We start from the raw sequence: 23,150 nt of genomic DNA, 5'->3' as shown, positions 1-23,150 counted from the left end.
CCAATGCAAAACGACCTGATTAGATGTTCCTCGAATCGATTAACCCAGCGTGTTCAGGCACACCACCTTGGGTTGGGTCATTTCCTCATAGGCGAAGCGCACCCCTTCCCGGCCCAGGCTGCCGTACTTGGAGCCGCCAAACGGCATCGCATCGAAGCGGTAGTCGGAGGAGTCGTTGATCATCACACCACCGGCTTCAATTCTTCGTGCGGCGCTCATGGCCGTTGCCAGATCATTGGTGAAGATCCCCGCATGTAGGCTGTATTCAGGTTCGTTGGCCAATGCGATGGCCTCATCGAAGGTTTCGAAAAGCTGCAACACCACCACTGGCGCGAAGACTTCGGTGCGCCACAGCCGACTGCAATGATCGACGTTTTCCAATACCGTAGCGGCGTAGCAGGAGCCTTGGCGCCGATGGCCGCAGAGCAATGTGGCGCCCTCTTGCAACGCGTCGTTCACCACTTGCTCGGCATTCTGCGCGGCTTGCGGGGTAATCATCGGGCCGATATCAGTGTCGGCACGCATAGGGTCGCCGTTCACAAGCGCCTTGGCCTGGCTGACGAAACGCTCACGGAACGCTTCATAAATCGACGCCTGAATCAGCAAGCGCTGAGTGCCTATGCAGTTCTGCCCCGCTGCCCAGAAGGCCCCTGACAAGCAACTCTCGACGGCGGCCTCAAGGTCGCAGTCGCCCATGACGATCACCGGCGCATTACCACCCAGGTCCATGGCGAGTTTCTTCAGGCCAGCCGTGCGTGCAATCTGCTCCCCGGTCAGGAAGCCGCCAGTAAAAGAGATCATCCGCACCTCACGGGAGGCCACCAAGGCCTTGCCCAGTTCCGCCCCCCCGGTCGCGACTGTGACCACCGATTCGGGCAACCCAGCCATGACCAGATACGACACCAATTTGATGGCCGACAACGGCGCAAGCTCAGACGGTTTGAGAATCACCGCGTTGCCACCCGCAATGGCCGGCCCGAGCTTGTGCGCCACCAGATTCAGCGGATCGTTGTACGGGGTGATTGCGACAATCAGGCCCAAGGGTTCGCGGGAAAACCAGCCTTGGCGCGACTCGGAGCCCTCATAGGCGTCGAAAGGCACCACTTCCCCGGCATTACGCTTGGCCTCCTCGGCAGAAAGCTTGAGGGTGTTGACGCAACGTTTGACTTCTTTTTCTGCCTGCTTGAGGGTCTTGCCGGCTTCGTCGACGATCAACCGGGCGAACGCTTGGGCATCACGCTCGATGTTCAATGCAGCCTGTTCGAGAATGCGTGCCCGACGATGACGCGGTAACCCGGCGCAAGCTCGCGCACCGCTGCGCCCGGTATCCAGCAACTGGGGCACTTGCGACGCACAGACATCCGCCACGGTCCCGATGACGGTACCGTCAAAGGGGTTAAAGACTTCGATTTGCGGCTCCACAACAGCCAGGGCCAGACGCGAAAGGTTCACAGGCATTCTCCTAGTTGTGTGCAACAGACTGATGGATGCTGATGATGTCCGACAGCAGCGCAAACGCTGTTTCCATGCGCCCTGCTCCCGGCCCCGAAACCGTCACCGCGCCGAGCAGATCGGTGGTAAACGACACGGCATTGGTGGCGCCGGAAATACCGGCCAGCGGATGATCGTGTTTCAACAGACGCGGTTCGACACTCGCACTGATCGCCCCATCGGCATGACGCATGGCTGCGCCGATTAGCTTCCAGCGAGCCCCGTCCTGCCGGGCTTTTTCAATGTCACCAAGATCGAGTGAGGAAATACCGCTGCAAGTGACATCGCTGACCTTCAGCTTGGCGTCCAGCAGTTCGTTGGCCAGGATCACTACTTTGAGGCGCACGTCATGCCCCTCGACATCCGCCGTCGGATCGGCTTCGGCGTACCCCAACTCCTGAGCTTTACTGACCGCTTCGGCAAACCCCAATCCACCTTCCATACAGGTCAGAACGAAGTTGGACGTGCCGTTGAGAATCCCCTCGAAACCGACAATCGAACTGCCTGCCAGCGACTGTTTGGCTACGCGAATAACCGGCGTGCCACTCATCACCGAACCTTCGTATTCAAAGGCGACGTTATTGCGTCGGGCCAGCGCTTTCAGCTCGGCGCCGTGCAAGGCAATGGGTCCCTTGTTAGTGGTGACTACATGTTTGCCGCGTTCCAGCGCCCAACGGCAGAACGAGGTGGCCGGCTCGCCATCCACCGGATTGGTGAAGGTGGCTTCGACAATGATGTCTGCGCCGCAATCCTTGATCACTGCTTCGTTCAGGGCCTCTGCTGCACCACCCGGCAACTGCGCCAATGCACCTTTGACGGCCGGCAGCGTGGCCAGCAACGCGGCGTCCAGCCCTTCGCGGCCAATCACCGAACCAAGAAACAGGTCGGTCACGCCAACGATTTTCAGGGTAAAACCCAGTTCGGTTTTCCAGTTTTCGTTACGTTCGGCAATCAGCTGAGCCAATGCCCGGTTCACACCGCCGAAGCCAACCAGCGCCAGTTTGTATTCAGTCATTTTTTTATGCCCTTGATCCGGGTGATGGGTTGTTGGGGTCTAGGTTAGGGGCACGGCCAGGGCAGTGAAATAGGCCAATTTGCTCTATTTTGTGGGCGTTTTGACCAGCACCCGGGCAAAACGCCTGGCATAAAAAAAGCCAACACAGGTTGGCTTTTTCAAGAACGACAAAGGGGTTAGACGACGGACGACAGCACGAATGAGGTCACGGTGTTTTCCACCCCGGGCAACGCGGAGATTTCATTCCAGACCTTATGCACCCGCTCCGGACTGGCAGCGCCGACCCGCAGCATCAGATCGAACTCGCCACTCATCACATCGCACTGAATGACTTCCGGTATTGCCCGCAAGGCCTGCAGCACTTCCGCGCCGCGCATGCGGTCGTAGCGGTAGACGAAAATCACCGCATTGATGTTCGAAGAAGCTTGTCGCCCCTCCCCCGTGCGTACCGTATAACCCTGTATCGCCCCGTCACGCTCAAGCCGTTCAATGCGCTGGCGCACGGCATTGCGCGACAGGTTGACCTTCGCCGCCAGCTCGGCGTGGGCAGCCCGGGCATTGAGCCGCAGTTCCGCGATGATGCGTTCATCGAGAGGGTCCAGAATTCGCTTCACTTGGCCTCCTGTTGCTGCGCCTTCACAGCGCGCCGAGCAGCTGATGGATGGTGTCGAGGTCGTCCGGTTGAATCCGGTACAGCTGCGCCGGCCCTTGCTTCGCCACCGGGCTGAGTTGCGCCGGCGTGCTGATCCCCAGCTCGCCGAGCAACACCGCCGATTTGGCCGGCGAGATTTCCCCCAGGGTGACCATTGGCGCCACCAGGCTTCGGCGGTACAACCTGGCCGCGAGGACGCCGGTGGCGGTATGCGGGTCGATGACGTAACCGGTGTCACGATACAGCGAGGTCATTTCCTTCAATGTCTCCTCATCACTGACCGCGTAAGAGTCGATGATCATCCGTGCCTGCAACCAGAACTCGTTGGCGATGGTCATCTCGCCGCTGGATTCGAACGCGGCCATCAGCGCGCTCACGGCCTGATCGTCATGCCCGTAGAGCTCCCAGAGAAAACGTTCCAGGTTAGAAAAGATCGACAGGTCCATGGCCGGCGACAAGGTCTTGTTCGCTCGCAACCTGGAGTAGTGGTTCTTCAGAAACAACTGATGCAACGCGTCATTCTGGTTGGTTGCAACGATTATCTGAGTGATCGGCAAGCCCATTTTCTGCGCGATGTATCCGGCATACACCTCGGCAAAACTCGCGGCTGGCACGCTGAAACCGATCGGACGCTGACCGCCCCCCAGTTGCAGCACGGCGTGGAAATAAAACACCAGTTGCGCCAACACACTGACCCAGTTGCTGGAGTTGAAACTGATCGCCTCGTGCTGCATGCAAGGCCACTGCCGGAACAGCCGGGTGACGATGGTCTGGCACTCGTCAAAGCTGCCGTTCACTGCGAACTGATGAACCTTGGGGTGCGCCACCGCTTGCAAATGCTGGAGCTGGTCTTGCGGTACACCTGCCTGCGGGTAAAACACCACCACGTCCGTTTCGTCGCAGTGCTTGAATGCCTCGATGGCGGCAAGTCCGGTATCGCCATTGGTGGCACCGAGCACCACCGCGCGACGCCCACGTTTGCGCAGAAAGTATTGCACCAGACGTGCCTGCAACTGGGCGGCAAAATCTTTCGAGGATCGGGTTGGCCCATGGAACAGCTCCAGCACCCATTCGTTACGATCGACCTGATGCAAAGGCGCCAGGGAACGATGGCTGAAGTCGCGGCCAGCCTCCTTCAGCACACGCTTGAGGTCAGCCTCAGGGATCGCCTCACCCACAAACGGACTGATCACCCGATAGGCCAATTCGTCATAGGGCAAGGTCGACCAGTTGGCAATGTCCTGTGGTTCAAACAGTGGCAGTTCGAGCGGTACGAACAGCCCACCGTCCTCGGCAATTCCAGACAACACGACCTTTTCGAAATTGACCTGCACGGCCGAATTTCGGGTACTCACATAGTGCATGGTTGGCTCCGGCCATTCATTTGAAACGATGTGCCTGCTCGACCAGCCAGGTGGAAAACATGACCGCGTCGGGGTGCTGGTCGGCCCCGGAACCGCGTACGAGGTAAAACGACTCGCTGGCTTCGATGCGCTGGTCGAAGGGCTCGACCAGTCGTCCGTCCTCAAGCATCTCTTCAACCATCGAGGACCGGGCCAGGGCAATCCCCTGCCCCAACTCGGCCATGCGCAAGGTGGAAATCAGTGTGTCGAACTGCATGCCGGTCGACGAATCGACGGTGTCCGCACCGACCATGTTCAACCAGTATCCCCAACCCTCTTCGTAACCCAGGACATGCAACAACGGGTGGTTCGCCACGTCCGCCGGCACCGTCAGCGGCGAGCTCGCCATCAGGGCTGGCGAGCAGACCGGAAACAAGGTGTCCCAAGTCAGGCGTTGCGACACCAGGCCGGGCCATTGACCGTGGCCCCAGCGAATTTCCATGTCGTCCTCACCATCCAGTTCCTTGACCCAGATGTTGCTGATGTAGCGGATGTCGACCTGTGGATGGGCCTGGCGAAAATCCACCAGCTTGGGCGCCAGCCAGTGCACGAAAAACGCCAGGCTGCCGCGCACCTTGATCGGCCGGCGTTTGTGCTGGCCAAAAATCTCGTTGGTCCCCACCGCCAGTCGAGTGATTGCATCCTGCACAACCGGCAGATAGGCCTGCCCTTCCTCGGTCAGCCCCAGGCCACGGGGCAAGCGCTTGAACAGCGCCACCCCCAGATGGCTTTCCAATTGGCGGATCTGCTGGCTTACCGCTCCCTGGGTCAAAAACAGTTCTTCTGCAGCATGGGTGAAGTTCAGGCAACGGGCGGACACCTCGAATGCCCGCAACCAGTTCAATGGGGGTAACGTCTTTTGCTTCATGGTCTGAACCTCGTTGACACCCCCTCCACCGAGCACACTGCCCACCCCCGTCGACGGTAGCTAGAACGCATCGGACGGTTGTGCCAAGGGGGTAACCGACAAGCGTCGCTCGCGGCTTTTGCGGGTAATGTAATACACGAAATAGCACCAGGCGATGAATGGCAAACCGAAGTACAGGGCCACCCGCTGTTCAGGGTCGAAAGCAATCCCGACGCACGCCAGGCTGCAGCAGACCAGCGCTCCCAGCGGCACCCACGGATACCCCCGGACGCGGAACTTAAGGTCGCGGACATCGCCGCCATTGGCCACATAGTGACGGCGGAAAGCAATCTGGCTCGCGGCGATGCTCATCCACACCACCACCACTGCCAGTCCGGAGATCGACACCAGCGCCAGATAGATGGTGTTGGCGGCAAACACACTGCTGAGCAACGAGGCGGCGCCACCGGCCATGCTGACGATAATGGCGTTGAGTGGTGTGCCCATGCGGGTCAGGGCCGAGAACTGTTTGGGCAGGTGACCTTGGTCACTCAGGGTCCAGAGCATCCGTGACGCAGCGTACAAACCGGAGTTGGCGGCCGACAACAAGGCACTGATGATCACGAAGTTCATGATGTCTGCGGAGTACGGAATCCCGATGTAGGTGAACACGGTGACGAATGGACTCTCTACGAGCCCGGCCTGTTCACGGGGTAACAAGGTCGCCAGGACAAAAATGGTCCCCACGAAAAAGATTGCCAGGCGTAGCACTGTAGTGCGAATGGCGCGCGGCACATTGCGCTGGGGGTCCTTGGTTTCACCCGCGGCGATGCCGATCAGTTCAGTGCCGGAGAACGCAAAGGAGACCGCCAGTAACGTCATGGCAATCGGCATGAAACCGGTAGGGAAAAGCCCCTCGCGAGTGAAGTTGCTCAGCCCGATACTGTGAGCCTGATCGATATGCAGCAGGCCGATAATCGCGCCACCACCGATTAGCAGAAACACCACCACGGTCACCACTTTGACCAGTGACAACCAGAATTCGGTCTCAGCGAACAATCGCACCGATATCACGTTGGTCAGAAACACCAAGCCTGCGAACAGCGCACTCCAAATCCATACCGGTGTGTCCGGAAACCAACGCGCCATCAAAATCCCGGCGGCGGTGAATTCAGAGCCGATTGCCACAGTCCAGGTCAGCCAATACAGCCACGCCACGGTATAGCCGGTGCCGGGTCCGAGAAAACGTGTGGCATAAGTGCTGAACGAACCGGTTTCCGGCATCTGCACCGCCAATTCGCCCAAGCACATCATGACCATGTAAACCATGAGTGCGCCGATGATGTAAGCGATGACCGCACCCAACGGACCGGCCTGGTTAACGGTGTACCCGGACGTGAGAAACAGCCCGGTACCAATGACGCCACCCAATGCCAACATGACAATATGGCGCGTCTGCATTTCCTGTTTAAAACCGGCACGCGTAGTGAGTTGTTCTTCTTTTATGGACATGGTTGTTCTCATGAAAGTTGTTAGGGCGCGCATTAACGTCTGCGATGAGTTACGGGGCAGAGTAAAAAGGGTCGCCACTAAGTTTTATTATTATTCCACTTCATGAACGCCTCACTAACGGCCTTGTCGTGAGGTACTAACGTTTAAACTTCAGCTTGCTGCCTCGATGCACGTTTTGTTGTTTGAATGCTGTGTGTTTGCCTGTGCCCGCTCATCGCGCGAACACCTGACAAAAGCGAACGCCTGCTTCAAATCGTCGAGCAGATCGTCAGTGTCTTCAATGCCGACCGAGACCCGCACCAGTCCTTCGGAGATACCCAGAGCCAGTCGTTCTTCCAGCGTGTTTTCGACATGGCTGGTGGTCCGGGCCGGGCCGTAAATGGTTTCCACTGCACCGAGATTGCCCGCGCAGTGGGCGAATCGCAGACGTGGCAAGAGCACCTTGACCGTGTCCATCCCACCGACCAGAACAAAACTGACGATGGCGCCGAAGCCGGACATTTGCGTGCACGCCACCGCATGGTTCGGATGACCGGGCAAGCCGGGATAATTGACCGACTCCACCAACGGTTCGGTGCAGAGGAAATCCGCCAGGGCACGGGCACTGCGTTGCTGTTGACGCATGCGCAGCACCAGCGTTTTCATGCCCCGGATGATCATGTAGGCCGAGAACGGGTCGAGCGTCGCACCGTTGATTTCCCGGTAATGACGAACCTTGGCCATCAAGGATTCGCTGCCGCACACCAGACCACCGAGCACATCGCCATGACCGCTGAGGAACTTGGTCGCGCTGTGGATGACCACGTCCACCCCTAACGCCAGGGGGTTCTGATTCAGCGGCGTGGCAAAGGTGTTGTCCGCCACCACCACGGCACCGACGCGCTTGGCCGCAGCTACCAGACGCTGGATATCGAGTATTTTCAGGGTCGGGTTAGTCGGCGTTTCCAGGTACACCAACTGGCAGCCTTTGGCGATTTCACGCTCGATCTCCTCATGATCGAACGTCTCGCACAAGGTCACCGCCACACCCGTACGCGGCAGGAACTCTTCGAAAATCTTGTTGGTGCCACCGTAACTGTCCTTGGTCGACACCACGCGATCGCCATTGGCCAGGAAGGTGAAAAGCACACTGCTGATCGCCGCCATGCCGCTGCTGAAGGCCACGGCGGACTCGGCCATTTCCAACTCGCGAATTTTTGCTTCGAGGGTCTCGACCGTCGGGTTGCTCATGCGGCTGTAGATAAAGCCCGGCGTCTTGCCCAACGCCACGTCGTACCAGACGTCGATGTCGTCGTAACCGTAAGCGGCGCTAAGCACGATCGGTGTTTGAGTGGCGTTGTAGGGGTGCCTGACTTGCTCCCCGCCCCAGACCGCTCGGGTCCCCGCTCCGGCGTTATCAAGCCCTGCGTTGTCAGGTTTATTGTTCATTAAGACTACTCGCGCTGAGGGTGGTGAGTGTTGAGTCATTCACCAGATCTGGCGGCCAATATATTGAAAAGCGGTGCGCCCGAGAAACGATGTTATCGGTGCCAAAGGGCTGCTTTTTTTAATGGCTGTGTAGTCCTGAAACAGGTTTAGACCTTCTGATCTGTTTTTCAGGAGGACATGATTGTTCGGCGGCTGTAGCCCAATGTCGACTGGGCCATCGTCGGGGCTGCGGACTGCCTCAATCGTTTTACCCCTTGCTCGATTGGGGTATCGCTATACGGCTACTGGTCTTGACCTCGCGTAACGACAAACTGGACTGGATGGAGGCAATACCCACCTGACGCCTGAGTACCTGCTCGATAAAGTCGCTGTAGCTATCTAGATCCTCTGCCAGCACTTGCAGCACGTAATCGGCATCCCCGGTGATCTTGTGACAGGACAACACTTCGGGCAATTGCGCAATCACCGCCTCGAAGGCGTCCGGAGCGTGATCGGCGTGGGTGGAAAAACGGATGTGCACGAACGCCATGATATCGAGCCCCAGCATTCGTCGATCAAGGTTCGCCTGATAGCCCTTGATCACGCCCGCCTCCTCCATTCGCTTACGCCGCCGCCAGCAAGGCGTAAGGCTTAACGACAGCCGCTCACTGAGCTCGGCATTGGAAATACTCGCGTCCTCCTGCAGCAACGCGAGAATCGCCAGGTCGGTGTCGTCGAGACTGATGCGCTTGGATGATTTTTTCTGCATTACGCAATTCCTGAGTAAGAATTCCCGAATAATCTAGTAAACCACGAAAACAAAGCAAAGAAAGTGCCTCCCAGCCGGAACAGAATATTTGCACTGGCTCACATCAACGGATGCGCACAATGTTTACAGTTTTCAGTGATTCCCACCGTTTGCACCACGGCACCGAATTGAAAGACGGCGTGCTCAAGCCGTCCTTCGAACAGCCCAGCCGGGCCGATACCGTCCATCATCGGGTCAAACAGGTAGGGCTTGGCCAGGTCATCGAGCCGCGAGTATTCGACAGGTCGTGCTATGTCAACGCGCACAGCGAGCGCTATGTGGCCTTTCTGGAAAACGCCTGGTCTGAATGGAGCGCAACCGGACGCACCCACGATGCCTTGCCGCTGGTATGGCCGGTGCGCGATCTGGCCAACGAGCAAGTGCCGACTTTTATCGACGGCAAGTTGGGTTACTACGCCATGGATGCCGGCTCCCCCATCACCGCCACCACATGGCAAGCAGTAAAAACCAGTGCCGATATCGCGCTGACCGGACTGGCGCTGATCGATGAAGGCCACGACAGTGCCTTTGCCCTGTGCCGTCCGCCCGGCCATCACGCAGCGCGTGAATACATGGGCGGCTATTGCTATCTGAACAACGCAGCCATTGCCGCACAGCAGGCTATTACGCAGGGCGCCAAACGAGTCGCCGTACTGGACGTCGACTTTCATCATGGCAACGGTACCCAGAACATTTTCTACGGGCGCAGTGACGTCATGTTTGTCTCGCTGCACGGCGAACCGACGGTGTCCTATCCGTACTACTCAGGCTACAGCCACGAAGTCGGCGCTGGCCACGGCGAAGGTTACAACCTGAACTATCCGCTGGCGAAGAACACCACTTGGGAAAGCTACCGCAACGCCTTGCTCCACGCCTGCAAGAAACTCCAGCAATTTGCCCCTGAAGTGCTGGTTGTTTCACTGGGCGTCGACACGTTCAAGGACGACCCCATCAGCCACTTCTTGCTGGAAAGCGAAGACTTCATCGGCATCGGCGAGCTGATAGCGGGCGTGGGCTGCCCCACCCTGTTTGTGATGGAAGGCGGCTACATGGTCGATGAAATCGGGATCAATGCAGTCAACGTGCTGCATGGCTACGAGAGCAAACGCGCCTGAGTCATCCCCCTGAATCGCAGCGCTTGAACTATTGAATCGGAGAATAAAAACATGACTCTTTTTATAGACGTCGATCATGCCGCACGCCTGTTTGCCAAGGTGGGAATCCGCCGGGCTATCCGCGAAATGGCGGCTTACATCGAAGCTGACTATTCACGCTGGGCGCAGTTTGATAAGTCTCCCCGCACCGCCAATCATTCGGCCGACGGTGTGATCGAGTTGATGCCGACCGACGATGGCCAGCAATACTCGTTCAAATACGTGAATGGCCACCCGGACAACGGTCAAAGGAATTTGCTGACGGTCATGGCCTTCGGTGTCCTGGCCGATGTCCACAGTGGCTATCCAACCTTGCTCAGTGAACTGACGCTGACCACCGCCGTGCGCACTGCCGCGACCTCTGCCTTGGTCGCGAAGTCCCTGGCGCGCCCCGGTGCAAGCATCATGGCAATCATCGGCAATGGCGCCCAGAGCGAATTTCAGGCCCTCGCCTTCCACGAAATGCTGTCCATCAAGCAAATCCGCATTTTCGACATTGATCGCGACGCTTCACTCAAGTTGAAGCACAACCTGGCTGCATTTCCGGATATCGAGGTGATTCTGGCCAACTCGGTACAGGAAGCGGTCAAGGGCGCGCACATCGTCACCACCGTTACCGCAGACAAAGCCTATGCAACGATTCTGACGCCCGAGATGATCGAGCCCGGCATGCATATCAATGCCGTCGGTGGTGACTGCCCGGGGAAAACCGAACTGCACGCCGAGATCCTGCGCAATGCCCGAGTCATCGTTGAGTTCGAGCCTCAAACCCGTATTGAAGGCGATATCCAACAACTGGAGCCCGACTTTCCGGTCGTAGAGTTCTTTCGGATTGTTCTGGGCGAGGTACCGGGGCGCGAGAACGACGTACAGGTCACCGTTTTCGATTCGGTGGGCTTTGCCCTGGAAGACTTTTCGTCACTGCGCTACATGCACGACCTGGCGCGGGAGCATGCCATCGGTGAGCGCATCCATCTGGTGCCGACGCCAGCCAACATAAAAAATCTCTACCAACTGCTTGGGCAGCAACCAGCAGTTCTCTCGCGCCTGCGCACAGTCAGCTGATAGCCATAGGTGATGCCCCTGAACAAGGTGCCAACGGACCACGCACCTTGTTCGTTGAGGAGAAACTCCGAGGCCTGCAAACCTCCACCGTCAGTAGCCGTTGCATCTCTAACAAGAACGCTAGACACCCACTTTCTGCCAAAACTCAAAAACATAAAATCAAGAGGTTTTGTAATGAAATCGACTCCGTCCGAGCGGGTTGAACAGCCCGCGCTGCAGCGCACGCTCAGCAATCGTCACATTCAGTTAATGGCCATGGGAGGTGCCATCGGTACAGGCCTGTTCATGGGGTCCGGGAAGATCATTGCCCTCTCAGGCACGTCGATCATCCTCATCTATATGATCATCGGTCTGTTCGTCTACTTCGTCATGCGCGCCATGGGCGAACTATTGCTGTCCAACTTGAACTTCAAAACCTTCGCGGATTTTGCCGGTGCCTACCTCGGCCCGCGAGCGGCATTCTTCCTCGGCTGGTCATACTGGCTGAGCTGGAGCGTCGCGGTGGTGGGCGATGCCGTGGTGGTCGGCGGATTCTTTCAGTACTGGTTCCCCGATGTACCCGCCTGGATCCCGGCCATCGGTATGCTGATGACGCTGTTCGCCCTAAACGTGCTGACAGTCAGACTTTTCGGTGAAGTGGAGTTCTGGTTCGCGATCATCAAGATCATTGCCGTCGTCACCCTGATTGGAGTCAGCATGGTGATGATTGCCAGCTCCTTTGTATCACCTAGTGGCGTTACTGCATCCCTGAACCACCTGCTGGATAAACAGGCAGCCTTCCCCAACGGCCTGTTTGGTTTCTTTGCCGGATTCCAGATGGCAATCTTCTCCTTTGCCGGCACTGAGCTGATCGGTACTGCAGCCGCCGAAACCCGTTCCCCCGAGAAGACCCTGCCTAAAGCCATCAACTCGATTCCGCTGAGAATCATCCTGTTTTATGTGCTGGCACTGGCCTGCATTATTGCAGTGACTTCCTGGCAGCAGGTTTCGCCCAACAAGAGCCCCTTCGTCGAACTGTTTCTGGTTGCAGGGTTTCCCGCAGCAGCAGGTATCGTTAACTTTGTGGTGCTGACGTCTGCCGCTTCATCGGCCAACAGTGGCGTATTTTCATCCAGTCGCATGCTGTTTGGGCTGGCCAGTCACGACAATGCGCCTGGGATTTTCCGGCGTTTGTCGGGTAATAGCGTGCCTCTGCTAAGCCTGGCGTTTACCACACTGTTGATGCTGGTGGGTGTACTGCTGCTGTTCATCGTTCCGGAAGTCATGACAGCGTTCACCATCGTCTCTACCGTGTCGGCGATCCTGGTGATTTTCACTTGGTCGACCATCCTCGCGTCGTACATTGCCTATCGTAAAAGCCGACCTGACCTGCATGCGCAATCGACCTACAAGATGCCTGGCGGCGTGCCGATGGCCTGGTTCTCCCTGGCGTTCCTGGGGTTTGTTCTCTGCCTGCTGGCATTAAGACCTGACACTCGTATTGCCTTGCTGGTCATGCCAGGGTGGTTCATTTGGTTGGCAATTGCGTATCAGCTGACCCATTCCAGGAAGCTAAAATCCGCTTCTGGTTCGGCAAATCAGTACAGCTGATGTTTACCTGCCGCCTCCAAGTGCCGATGCAGTGAAACGCGCTTGAGCAACGTGGCGTTTGTGGGGCGCCTGCAGGTTGAAGAGCGACAAGCGAAGGCCGTCAGATTTTACTGACGGCCAACGATTCGCTCAGTTCCGCGCGCTGCGTTGCGTCCCACTGCCGATCACCCCATCTTCAATCCGGTGCGCCCAGATCGACCTCGTATCTACCGCCACATCACCTACAACTGTCGATCACGTATGGGACGGCGATTGCGGCGTATCAGGATTGAGTTGCTGACGTCTGAATTGCCCGGGTGGCTGGCCATGTATCTGGCGAAAGCGTCGCGAAAAATAAGCCTCGTCAGCGAAACCGCACAGTCTCGCCACCTCCCCCACCGGTCGTGTCCCATTAAGCAAGTAATTGCGTGCCGCGTGCATCCTGCGCTCGAGCACCAGCTCAGTGAAGGTCTTGCCGATTTCCTTGCGTAACCAGTGCGTCAGATACGTCGGTGACAGGTAAGTCGCAGCAGCCACCTTGATCAGGTTGAGGTCGGGATCGGCGATGTTCTTGCGCAAGTATTCGGACATCCTGCTCAGCGCATCGCGTCGGCTGACTTCGGCGGCATTCTCTTCGGCCAACCGTTTGAGCGGCTCGGCATACAAGGCACAAACGCTCCCCACCAGTTGCAGCAACAACCCCTTGAGCATCTCGCGAGTGCCGAACTGACGGTTTTCATCGAGCACGCGCATCTGTTCGATCAGGGCACAGACTTTGCTGAAATCTTCATCGGCCAGAATGAAATCCAGATGCTCCTGAAAGCGGAACGGCGACAACTCCGGGGCCAGGAGAATCGAGACTTCCTCCAGATCCATCGGGTCGCACTGCAAATGCGGCAGCAGGAAGGTCTGGGAAAAATTGATCACCATGAAATTGCTTTCGGCCGGATGCGGAATCACGTGCACGCGATGCGGCAGGATGAAGGCCAGCGTGTTGCGCGGAAACGGACGTTCGACGTTGCCGATGTGCTGCACAGTATCGCCACCGAGGTTGACCTGGATCTGGAAATACTCATGGCGATGCGGGCTGGTTTCGGCGCGCCGCCCCTTTTTGTCGCGGATGTAAAAGTCCGTCAATTCGCTGCGTTGCTGCATGACGTAAGTGGGCACTCGATCGGGTGACGACATCGCCTGAGGATCCTCGACAGGTACATGGACAGGTTGTCATCGCGCCGCGATGCAAGCGGCGACTGCGGTGATTGTGAAGGCAGACACCGCTGGCTTCAACACGTCATAGGATGACAACGAAATTCAGAGAATTAATTGTATCCGTGTGTGATGTGTCGTCTGTCCAAAAAACTACGAGCAAACAAAAATAATTAATCTTTTAAAAACATCTACTTATGAAACAAATAAAGCATAACGAAGGAAATGAGCTGATTTGATTTTTCTTGGACACCTGCACTGATCGCCTTTTTCAGAAGAAAAAACGATCTAACGCCTCCGTTGATTTTGAGAGGTTGTACGACCACTGTGATAGCCAATGCAGCCCGCCCCTTCCAAAAACAATCAAAAGGTGTGCACGTGATGAACCTGTTTTTCCCCCTCGCCAACCCTCCCCCGATCGAGCCGATCCGAAGGCGTATCTGAGCGCCTGACAGCGGCTGTCCGCGCCTCTCATTCAAGTAGCGATTGCTCTGCCCCAGCACTGGGGGCATCGGCTTCAGCTGCGCGCGAACATCTCGATTTTTCTAACAATAAAAAGGTCTACTCATGTCGAACTCGCAAACCTCTCCGTCCACCGCGCCGTCGGTGAGCGCCGGCGCCCGGGACGCCCTGTTGCCACAGCGACTGCCGACGCGTCGGCGCTGGTTCATGCTGTCGTTGCTGCTGATTGCGACCATCATCAACTACATCGACCGCGTGAACATCTCGATTGCCGCACCGTTCATGGCCAAGGACCTGGGCCTGGACAAGATCGAAATGGGCCTGATCTTTTCCGCGTTTGCCTGGACCTACGCACTTGCCTTGGTCCCCGCCGGGTTCATTGCCGATCGCTTCGGTTCCCGGTTCACTTACGGGGTGTCGCTGATCAGTTGGTCGACGGTCACCGTGTGCCAAGGCTTTGCCACAGGATTCGCTTCGCTGTTCGGGCTGCGACTGGCCGTCGGCGCCATGGAAGCTCCAGCGTTTCCGGCCAACAGCCGCGCGGTCACGGTGTGGTTCCCGGCCCGCGAACGAGGCCTGGCCAGCAGCATTTACGTGTGCGGCCAATATCTGGGCACCGCGCTGTTTACCGGCGCGCTGTTATGGCTAGCCACGACCTATGACTGGCGCCATGTTTTCTACAGCACCGGGATACTTGGCATTGTGTTCGGTGTGATCTGGCTGTACCTGTACCGCGATCCGCTGAGCTGCAAGAACGTCAGCCAGGAAGAACTGAAGTACATCGAAGCCGGGGGTGGCCTGGTAAAGAGCAGTCAGGAGCGCACCCGGTTCAACTGGCGGCAGATCGCTGAGCTGTTCAGCTATCGGCAGATCTGGGCGATTTGCATTGGCAAGTTCGCCAGCACCTCGGCGTTGTACTTCTTCCTGACCTGGTTCCCGACGTACCTGATCGAAGAACGCAAGCTGACCATGATCAAGGCCGGGATCTTCGCGGTGCTGCCGTTCGTGGGCGCAACGGTCGGCATTTTGCTCGCTGGCATCGTCTCTGACTTGCTGATACGCCGTGGTTACTCAATGTCCTTCGCTCGCAAGTTGCCATTGGTGGTCGGGTCGATGCTGGGCATGTCGATTGTGCTGGTGAATTTCACCGACTCGAACGTGATTTGCATTGCCGTTCTCACCATTGCCTTCTTCGCCCAAGGAATCGCTTCGTCGTCGTGGGCGGCCGTATCGGAAGTCGCGCCCAAGGAACTGATTGGCCTGACCGGCGGGGTCACCAGCCTGGCCGCCAACATCGGCGGGATCGTTACCCCGATTGTGATTGGCGGCATCGTCCACGCGACAGGCTCGTTTGCCTACGCCTTCTGGTTCATTGGGGGCGTGGCGCTGATGGGTACCTTGTCCTATTCGTTGCTGCTCGGTCGCTTGTATCGCATCGAACTCAAGGCGCGCTGAGCCAAGAAACCGTTTTTCTCCAACACGAGGCGGCATTCGTCCAACTTCGCAAAAGATTGCCGCCGTACGCTGACACCTCTAACAGGACGACTACAAACATGACGATGACCGAATATGTGTTTACCCCGGATCTGCCCGTGACCTTGCCGGTTGCCGGCAGCCAGCAGCGCTTTCCCGTTGGCCGGGTATTTTGCGTCGGCCGCAATTACCCTTGGCCAGACACCCAAGGCCAGTCTCGCCAGCCGCCAGTGTTCTTCATGAAACCGGCAAGCAACGTGGTGGATGCGGCGGGTGAAGTGACTTTCCCGCCGTTGACCGACGAGTTTGTCCACGAAATCGAATTGGTCGTGGCCATCGGTGAAGGCGGCGCCAATATTCCGGAGAGTCAGGCGCTGGCCTATGTCTGGGGCTATGCCGTCGGTCTTGACCTGACCCGTCGTGATGTCCAGCGCGCGGCCAAAAGCAATGGTTTGCCGTGGGAAGGTGCCAAGGTGTTCGACGGCGCCGCGCCGATGACCGCCATCGTGCCAGTGACTCGCGCCGGACACCCGGACGGCGAGTTATGGCTGAACGTCAACGGCGAAGAACGCCAACGCGACAGCCTCGACAGCCAGATCTGGTCAGTCAGTGAAATCATCAGCCGTATCTCGCAGTCGGTGGCGCTGCGGGCCGGTGACTTGATCATGACCGGCAGCCCGGCAGGCGTCGATGTGCTGCAACCGGGCGACATCATTAATGCCGGGATCGACAGCATCGGCCAACTGGAAATGCGCGTCGGTCAGCGACCTTGAACCCGGCATACGCGCTCGTGAATTGAAAAAAGGAGATAACAACATGTCCAGTCCTTTGAAAGTGGCCCTGGTCACCGGCGCCGGTAGCGGAATCGGCCGCGCCGTGGCCCTGGCGCTGATGGCCGACGGATTCACCCTGGTATTGGCCGGACGTCGGCCGGAGCCGTTGCAGGCCTTGGTCGAATTGGCGCTCAGCGCAGGACACGAAGCGCTGGCGGTGCCCACTGATGTGCGCGACCCGGCCAGTGTCGATGCGCTGTTTGCCACCATCACCGAGGTATACGGACGCCTCGACGTGGTGTTCAACAACGCCGGGGTCAACGCCCCTGCCGTGCCGCTTGATGAGCTGACGTTCGAGCAGTGGCGAAACGTGATCGACACCAACCTCAACGGCGTTTTCCTCTGCGCCCGTGGTGCCTTCGCACTGATGCGCCGGCAACAGCCAAAGGGCGGACGCATCATCAATAACGGCTCGATCTCGGCGCATACCCCACGCCCCTTCAGCAGCGCCTACACCGCCAGCAAACACGCGGTGCTGGGGCTGACCAAATCCCTGGCCCTGGACGGGCGCGAATTCAACATCGCCTGCAGCCAGATCGACATTGGCAACGCCCTGACCGAAATGTCGGTGCGCATGACCAAAGGCGTGCGCCAGGCCAACGGCACCATCGCCGTGGAGCCGATGGTGGACGTCAAGCATGTGGCCGATGCCGTGCGTTACATCGCCGGCCTGCCGCTGGAGGCGAACGTCCTGAACATGACCGTCATGGCCAGTGCCATGCCGTTTGCCGGTCGCGGTTAAACCGGCCTTTTTATTCCGTTACGCGAGGTTTACATGAAGCCAGAAGTCTTGCAGCTCAGCCCGATCCTGATCCCTGAAATCAACGCGCGGCTCGATGAGCTGTTTACCGTCAGACGTTACTTCCAACAGGCCGACAAGCAGGCTTATTTGCAGGAACACGGCGCGAACATTCGCGGGGTGATCACCGGCGGGCATACCGGGATCAGCCAGGCGCTGATGGCGCAACTACCGAAACTGGAAGTGGTGGCGGTCAACGGCGTGGGTACCGATGCGGTGGATCTGGCGTACGCCCGGGATCGCGGAATTCGCGTGACCGCAACCATCGGAGCGCTGACCGAAGACGTCGCCGACCTGGCCATCGGATTGTTGATTGCCGTGTGCCGGGGTCTGTGCACCAGTGATCGTTATGTGCGTTCGGGGCAATGGCCCCATAGCCCAACGCCGTTGGCCCCGTTGCCATTGGCGCGTCAGGTGTCGGGCATGCGCATCGGGATCGTCGGCATGGGCCGGGTCGGCCGTGCAGTGGCGACCCGGGCCGCCGCGTTCGGCTGCCCGATCAGTTACACCGATCTGCAGCCGATGAGCGATGTGAACCACACGTTCATTGCCGATCTGAAGCAGCTGGCCAGCAACAGTGATGCGCTGATTCTCGCGGCCGCCGCCGACAAGGCTGAAGCCATCATCAATGCCGAGGTGCTGCAGGCGCTGGGCAAGGACGGGTATCTGATCAACGTGGCGCGGGGCAAGCTGGTCAACGAGGTCGATCTGGTGGCGGCGCTTGCCGCCGGAGAGATCGCGGGTGCGGCGCTGGATGTATTTGTCGATGAACCGAACGTGCCCGAGGCACTGTTTGGTAACGAGAACGTGGTGCTGCAGCCCCATCGCGCGAGTGCGACGCTGCAGACTCGCACGCGGATGGGCGAGATGGTGGTGGCGAGCCTGGTGGACAGTTTCGCCGGGAGAATACCGCAAGGGTCTGTGACTGACTGAACATTGGCCGCCGAGGAGACGTTGCGTCCCCTCGGCGGCAGGGTGTCAGGTAAACAGATCGACGCCCAACTGGAAGGCAACCCACAACGCGAGGCCTGTAGCAAAGAGCAGCGTTAAATACCGTTCCACCCTGCACCCAATAAGCAGGAGCCTCAAATGGCTCGCCGGGATCAAATTGTTCCACCAGCCGGGCCAACGAAGTCATCTTGGTTCTCCTCTGCGTCTCGAAACGGTCCAGCCTCGCATTGCTCATGCGGATTGAGTACGCGCATCCACATCACTTGCAGACTCAAGTCTGATCTTGAACCAGAGGGAGTACATCGCCGGCAGGAACACCAATGTCAGCACTGTGCCGGCAAACGTACCGCCAATCAGCGTGTACGCCAGCGTGCCCCAGAACACCGAATGGGTCAGCGGAATGAAAGCCAACATCGCTGCCATCGCCGTGAGGATCACCGGCCGCGCCCGCTGTACAGTGGCTTCGACCAATGCGTCATAAGGCGCCAGACCGGCTTTCTCATTGGAATGAATCTGACCGATAAGGATCAGCGCGTTGCGCATCAGAATCCCTGACAACGCAATCAATCCCACCAAGGCGTTGATCCCGAACGGCTGTTGGAACAGCAGAAGAATCGGCACCACACCAATCAGTCCCAGAGGCGCGGTGGCGAACACCATCATCATCGCCGACATCGAGCGCACCTGAATAATGATGGTCAGCAACATCAGCGCGATCATGATCGGGAACAACGGCAGCAATGCCTTGTTCGCTTTACCCGACTCCTCGATCGCGCCTGCCAACTCAATCCGGTAGCCCACAGGCAACTGTTCAATGACCGGTTGCAGTTGCTTCATCACGGCGCTGGAGACATCTGGTGGCTGAAGACCTTCAGCCACATCACCGCGTACGGTGATGGTCGGTGTACGGTCACGGCGCCGCAGAATGGGCTCCTCCATGCGCGCATCCACCGTCCCGACCTGAGACAGCGATACCCGTTGACCCTGAGCACCAGTCAGCGTGAAGGCGTCAATTTTTGAAGGATCCAGACGTGTATTTCCTGCAGAGCGAGCGACCACCTGGACCGAACGGATGTCTTCACGCACTTGGGTGACAGGCGCTCCGGTCAACAGGAACTGCAGCTGCTGAGCAACATCAGTGGAGGTCAAGCCAAAGGCCTGCAAACGGTCCTGATCCAGGGTGAGATGGAGTGCCGGAGCGCGCTCGCCCATGTCGGTGTTGACGGTTCTCATCATGGGACTGGCAGCCATGACCTCGCGCACCTGTGCGGCGATATCGCGGAACACTGTCCGGTCCGCGCCCATAACCCGAAAGGCCACCGGGTACGGCGAATAAGGACCGAACACCAACTGTGTTACACGCACCCGTGCTTCAGGCGCCAAGCCATCAGCCACGGCTTGCCGGAGCCGGATTTTGAGCGCCTCGCGCTCTTCCTGGCTCGCCGTCAGCACGACGATTTTTGCAAACGAAGGATCGGGCAACTCAGGTGCCATCGCCAGATAGAAGCGTGGCGCGCCCTGACCAATGTAGGCGGTAACTATCCGAGCCTCCGGTTGTTTTGCCAACCACGCCTCGACCTTGGCCGCCGCCGAATCGGTTTGCTCGATCGACGTCCCGTACGGCATCTGCACCTCAACCAGCACCTCGGGCCGGTCTGATGTAGGGAAGAACTGTTTCTTCACCAAGCCCATGCCAAGAATCGCCACAATGAACAAGGCCACGACGGATATCGCTACAAGGCCTTTACGGCGAATAACCGCCCCCAACAGACGCCTAAAACGCAGGTAATTCGGTGTACCGTAAATCGCTGCATGCCCCCCCTCGGGCACCTTGATCTGCGGCAGCAGTTTGACGCCCAGGTAAGGTGTGAACACCACTGCCACCACCCAGGAGGTAATGAGCGCAATGCCGACGATCCAGAACATATTCGCGGTGTATTCACCGGCTGTGGACTTGGCAAAACCGTTGGGCATAAAGCCAATGGCAGTGACCAGCGTGCCGGACAACATAGGGGCTGCAGTATGGCTCCAGGCATAGGCGGAGGCTTTGATTCGGTCGTAGCCCTCCTCCATCTTCACCACCATCATTTCAATGGCAATGATTGCATCGTCCACAAGTAGCCCCAGCGCCAGAATCAACGATCCCAGCGTAATCCGGTCAAAGTCTTTACCTGTGGCGGCCATGACAATGAACACCGCAGCCAGAGTCAACGGCACCGCCGCAGCGACGACGATACCGACTCGCCAGCCCATGCTGAGGAAGCACACCAGCAACACCACCCCTAGCGCCGCGAAAAATTTGACCATGAACTCGTTGACGGACCCGCCAATATTCACCGCCTGATCGGTGACCTTGGTCAGCGTCATGCCTAAAGGCATTTGCTCATTGATCGACGTTGTCTCGGCATCGAGCGCCTTACCTAAATCAAGGCCGTTCCAGCCATCGCGCATCACTACGCCGAGCAATAATGCGGGCTCTCCGTTGTTGCGCACCGAGAACGTAGAGGGGTCCTCATAACCACGCTTGACCTCAGCCACATCGGATAATTTGAGGGTTCTGCCCTGCACTACCAACGGCGTATCTCGAATCTTCTGCAAGTCATCAAACGCACCATCCAGTCGGATGAAAACCTGTGGGCCCTTTGCCTCAACCGAACCGGCCGGAGTCATCATGTTCTGCGCGTTCATCGCACTGAAGATATCTCGAGCGGAAACACCCAGTGTCGCCAGACGCTCGTATGAAAATTCGACAAAAATGCGCTCGGACTGCTCACCGATGATATTGACTTTCTTCACTCCCGCCACATGCAGCAGACGCTGGCGCAAGACTTCGGCCTCGCGCACCAGCAAGCGTTGCGGCTCGCCCTTGGCCTTTAGCGCATATAGAGCGAAGGTGACATCGGCATACTCATCATTGACCATCGGGCCGATCACCCCGGACGGCAACCCCTTCTCCTCATCAAGGATTTTCTTGCGTGCCTGGTAAAACTCCTCCGGGACGGCGGAGGGCGGCGTGCCGTCGAGCAGATAAACTGTGGTGAAAGCCAAGCCTGGCCGGGTAAAGGTCTCGGTCCGGTCGTACCAACGCAGTTCCTGCATGCGCTTTTCCAGCTTTTCAACCACCTGGTCCTGCATCTCCTGAGCAGTCGCCCCAGGCCAAGCAGTAACCACCGTCATTTGTTTGATGGTGAAGGCAGGGTCTTCAGCGCGCCCCAGTTTGAAGAAGGCATACAGCCCACCTACGGAAATCAACAGGATCATAAACAGCGTGATCGAACGCTCACGCACCGCCAGTGCGGACAGATTGAACCCGATCATCGGCGCACCTCGGCCACCGGTGCTTGGGCGCTGACTGCCATTTGAGACCTGACCCGTTCCCCTTCACTTAACAGATGCGCGCCCAGCGCAACGATACGATCGTCGATCTGGAGGTTGCCCGTAACTCGAGCAGTTTCTGCATTGCTTAGGCTGAGGACCGTGACAGGGCGCCACGTCACCTGCTCAGGCTCGCCCCCAACGGCCCAGACACCAGGACCTTTACCTGAGTCGTAGAGGGCAGCGATAGGCACTTGTAATTCATTGGAATTGGCGACTCGCGTACCGTCTATAGCAACTGAGATGGTCGAACCCAGGATGGCATCAGCAAGCGCGCCCTCCAACACATAGCGCGCCTCAAATGTACGGGTTTGCCGGTCAGCCGAATCGGACAACTGGCGTAAACGCGCGGTGCCTGCACGTTGGTTTTGCCCATAAAGTTCAACCGTCGCCGACGACCCTAATGCAGGACGTAGCGTTTCAGGCAACTGGATCACCGCCTCGCGCTGCCCGGAATGGGCAACACGGACCACTACCTGACCTGCGCCTATCACCTGCCCCGGCTCTGCCAAGGTGTCCACAACAACCCCGTCAGCATCAGCCAGCAAGGTCGAATAGCCAGTAGAGTTTCTCGCCACATCAGCCTGGGCTTTGGCCGCGTTAAGCTGCGCTTTCGCCGACTCGGCAGCCGCTTTGAACCCTGCGTAAGCAGAAGCAGAAACAGCACCAACAGACACCAAATCACGGTAGCGAAGCTCGTCATCGGAGGCCTGCCGGGATCGGGCCATGGCGGCCAGCACCGCTTCCTGCTGCGCCCGCGCGGTCAGCGCCAGATCATTAGCATCGATTCGCATGAGTGGTTGCCCGCGCTTGACGCTCTGCCCAGTGTCCACCAAACGTTCCAGCACTTTCCCAGGGACTCGAAATCCGAGATCGCTCTGAACTCGAGCTGCGACGATACCGGTGAATACGCGATCTGCAGGCACGGAGGGTTGAACCACCGCGATGCGCACCAAGGGCGTTTGGAGGCGAGGATCTGAAGGTATGGCCTCGTTGCATGCGGCTAAGGCAAACGGCAATAAGCCAATGAAAATGAATGACATGTGGCGGCGCTGGATCATAGAGACCTCTTGAAAGCGGATGCTCCATGCTTATTCAAGTGACCAATTATGTCAATGGTCACCATTC

The 23,150-nt window shown here is 58.2% G+C and carries 18 protein-coding genes; 7 read left to right on the top strand and 11 right to left on the bottom strand.

The features are described from left to right. Positions 1 to 39: 39 nt before the first annotated feature. The 8 genes from VD17_RS05825 to VD17_RS05790 all read right to left on the bottom strand — a co-directional run bounded on the left by VD17_RS05825 (position 40) and on the right by VD17_RS05790 (position 9,096). Positions 40 to 1,452, bottom strand: a complete 1,413-nt coding sequence (locus tag VD17_RS05825; RefSeq protein WP_046053062.1) for an aldehyde dehydrogenase family protein — start codon at positions 1,450 to 1,452, stop codon at positions 40 to 42. A gap of 10 nt (positions 1,453 to 1,462) precedes the next feature. After that, positions 1,463 to 2,506, bottom strand: a complete 1,044-nt coding sequence (locus tag VD17_RS05820; RefSeq protein ID WP_046053061.1) for a homoserine dehydrogenase — start codon at positions 2,504 to 2,506, stop codon at positions 1,463 to 1,465. 176 nt (positions 2,507 to 2,682) lie between these two features. After that, complete coding sequence (locus VD17_RS05815; RefSeq protein ID WP_046053060.1) at positions 2,683 to 3,120, bottom strand: Lrp/AsnC family transcriptional regulator; 438 nt, start codon at positions 3,118 to 3,120, stop codon at positions 2,683 to 2,685. A 22-nt stretch (positions 3,121 to 3,142) separates the two neighbouring features. After that, positions 3,143 to 4,522 carry a threonine synthase gene (thrC, locus tag VD17_RS05810; protein ID WP_046053059.1) on the bottom strand — a complete coding sequence of 460 codons (1,380 nt, stop codon included), beginning with the start codon at positions 4,520 to 4,522 and terminating at the stop codon, positions 3,143 to 3,145. A 16-nt stretch (positions 4,523 to 4,538) separates the two neighbouring features. Next, positions 4,539 to 5,429, bottom strand: coding sequence for a LysR substrate-binding domain-containing protein (locus VD17_RS05805; protein ID WP_046053058.1), 891 nt, complete (start codon positions 5,427 to 5,429; stop codon positions 4,539 to 4,541). A gap of 60 nt (positions 5,430 to 5,489) precedes the next feature. Further along, complete coding sequence (locus tag VD17_RS05800) at positions 5,490 to 6,920, bottom strand: amino acid permease (protein WP_033060804.1); 1,431 nt, start codon at positions 6,918 to 6,920, stop codon at positions 5,490 to 5,492. A gap of 150 nt (positions 6,921 to 7,070) precedes the next feature. Continuing rightward, positions 7,071 to 8,348: a cystathionine gamma-synthase family protein gene (locus VD17_RS05795; RefSeq protein WP_046053057.1), complete on the bottom strand. Its 1,278-nt coding sequence runs from the start codon at positions 8,346 to 8,348 to the stop codon at positions 7,071 to 7,073. Between the two features lie 247 nt (positions 8,349 to 8,595). Continuing rightward, positions 8,596 to 9,096, bottom strand: a complete 501-nt coding sequence (locus VD17_RS05790) for an Lrp/AsnC family transcriptional regulator (RefSeq protein WP_033060801.1) — start codon at positions 9,094 to 9,096, stop codon at positions 8,596 to 8,598. 119 nt (positions 9,097 to 9,215) lie between these two features. Between VD17_RS05790 and VD17_RS05785 the strand changes: the two genes are divergently transcribed. The 3 genes from VD17_RS05785 to VD17_RS05775 all read left to right on the top strand — a co-directional run bounded on the left by VD17_RS05785 (position 9,216) and on the right by VD17_RS05775 (position 12,944). Further along, positions 9,216 to 10,250 carry a histone deacetylase family protein gene (locus tag VD17_RS05785; protein ID WP_046053056.1) on the top strand — a complete coding sequence of 345 codons (1,035 nt, stop codon included), beginning with the start codon at positions 9,216 to 9,218 and terminating at the stop codon, positions 10,248 to 10,250. A gap of 51 nt (positions 10,251 to 10,301) precedes the next feature. Further along, positions 10,302 to 11,354: an ornithine cyclodeaminase gene (locus VD17_RS05780; protein WP_046053055.1), complete on the top strand. Its 1,053-nt coding sequence runs from the start codon at positions 10,302 to 10,304 to the stop codon at positions 11,352 to 11,354. Positions 11,355 to 11,528: 174 nt separating this feature from the next. Then, positions 11,529 to 12,944: an amino acid permease gene (locus VD17_RS05775; protein WP_046053054.1), complete on the top strand. Its 1,416-nt coding sequence runs from the start codon at positions 11,529 to 11,531 to the stop codon at positions 12,942 to 12,944. Positions 12,945 to 13,178: 234 nt separating this feature from the next. On the opposite strand, the gene VD17_RS05770 is transcribed toward VD17_RS05775, so the two are convergent. Then, positions 13,179 to 14,111 carry a helix-turn-helix transcriptional regulator gene (locus tag VD17_RS05770; RefSeq protein WP_046053053.1) on the bottom strand — a complete coding sequence of 311 codons (933 nt, stop codon included), beginning with the start codon at positions 14,109 to 14,111 and terminating at the stop codon, positions 13,179 to 13,181. Positions 14,112 to 14,696: 585 nt separating this feature from the next. On the opposite strand from VD17_RS05770, the gene VD17_RS05760 reads away from it, so the two are divergent. From VD17_RS05760 to VD17_RS05745, 4 genes are all read left to right on the top strand, one after another. Continuing rightward, entirely contained in the window at positions 14,697 to 16,046 is a 1,350-nt protein-coding gene (locus VD17_RS05760) for an MFS transporter (RefSeq protein ID WP_033060780.1), read from the top strand. Positions 16,047 to 16,144: 98 nt separating this feature from the next. After that, on the top strand, positions 16,145 to 16,837 hold the full coding sequence (locus VD17_RS05755) for a fumarylacetoacetate hydrolase family protein (RefSeq protein ID WP_046053051.1): 693 nt from the start codon (positions 16,145 to 16,147) through the stop codon (positions 16,835 to 16,837). Between the two features lie 43 nt (positions 16,838 to 16,880). Next, complete coding sequence (locus VD17_RS05750; protein WP_046053050.1) at positions 16,881 to 17,639, top strand: SDR family oxidoreductase; 759 nt, start codon at positions 16,881 to 16,883, stop codon at positions 17,637 to 17,639. A gap of 33 nt (positions 17,640 to 17,672) precedes the next feature. Next, entirely contained in the window at positions 17,673 to 18,629 is a 957-nt protein-coding gene (locus VD17_RS05745) for a 2-hydroxyacid dehydrogenase (protein ID WP_046053049.1), read from the top strand. Positions 18,630 to 18,878: 249 nt separating this feature from the next. On the opposite strand, the gene VD17_RS05740 is transcribed toward VD17_RS05745, so the two are convergent. Next, the gene (locus VD17_RS05740; RefSeq protein ID WP_046053048.1) at positions 18,879 to 21,965 is read right to left on the bottom strand and encodes an efflux RND transporter permease subunit; all 3,087 of its coding nucleotides are present in this window, start codon (positions 21,963 to 21,965) and stop codon (positions 18,879 to 18,881) included. Then, on the bottom strand, positions 21,962 to 23,083 hold the full coding sequence (locus tag VD17_RS05735; protein ID WP_046053047.1) for an efflux RND transporter periplasmic adaptor subunit: 1,122 nt from the start codon (positions 23,081 to 23,083) through the stop codon (positions 21,962 to 21,964). The genes VD17_RS05740 and VD17_RS05735 overlap by 4 nt, the downstream gene beginning before the upstream one ends. Positions 23,084 to 23,150 lie beyond the last annotated feature (67 nt).

The organism is Pseudomonas fluorescens (genome assembly GCF_000968015.1).
In the GTDB taxonomy this organism is placed as follows: Bacteria; Pseudomonadota; Gammaproteobacteria; order Pseudomonadales; family Pseudomonadaceae; genus Aquipseudomonas; species Aquipseudomonas fluorescens_W.
The sequence above is the reverse complement of the archived record's forward strand: the minus strand, read 5'-3'. Positions and strand labels throughout refer to the sequence as shown.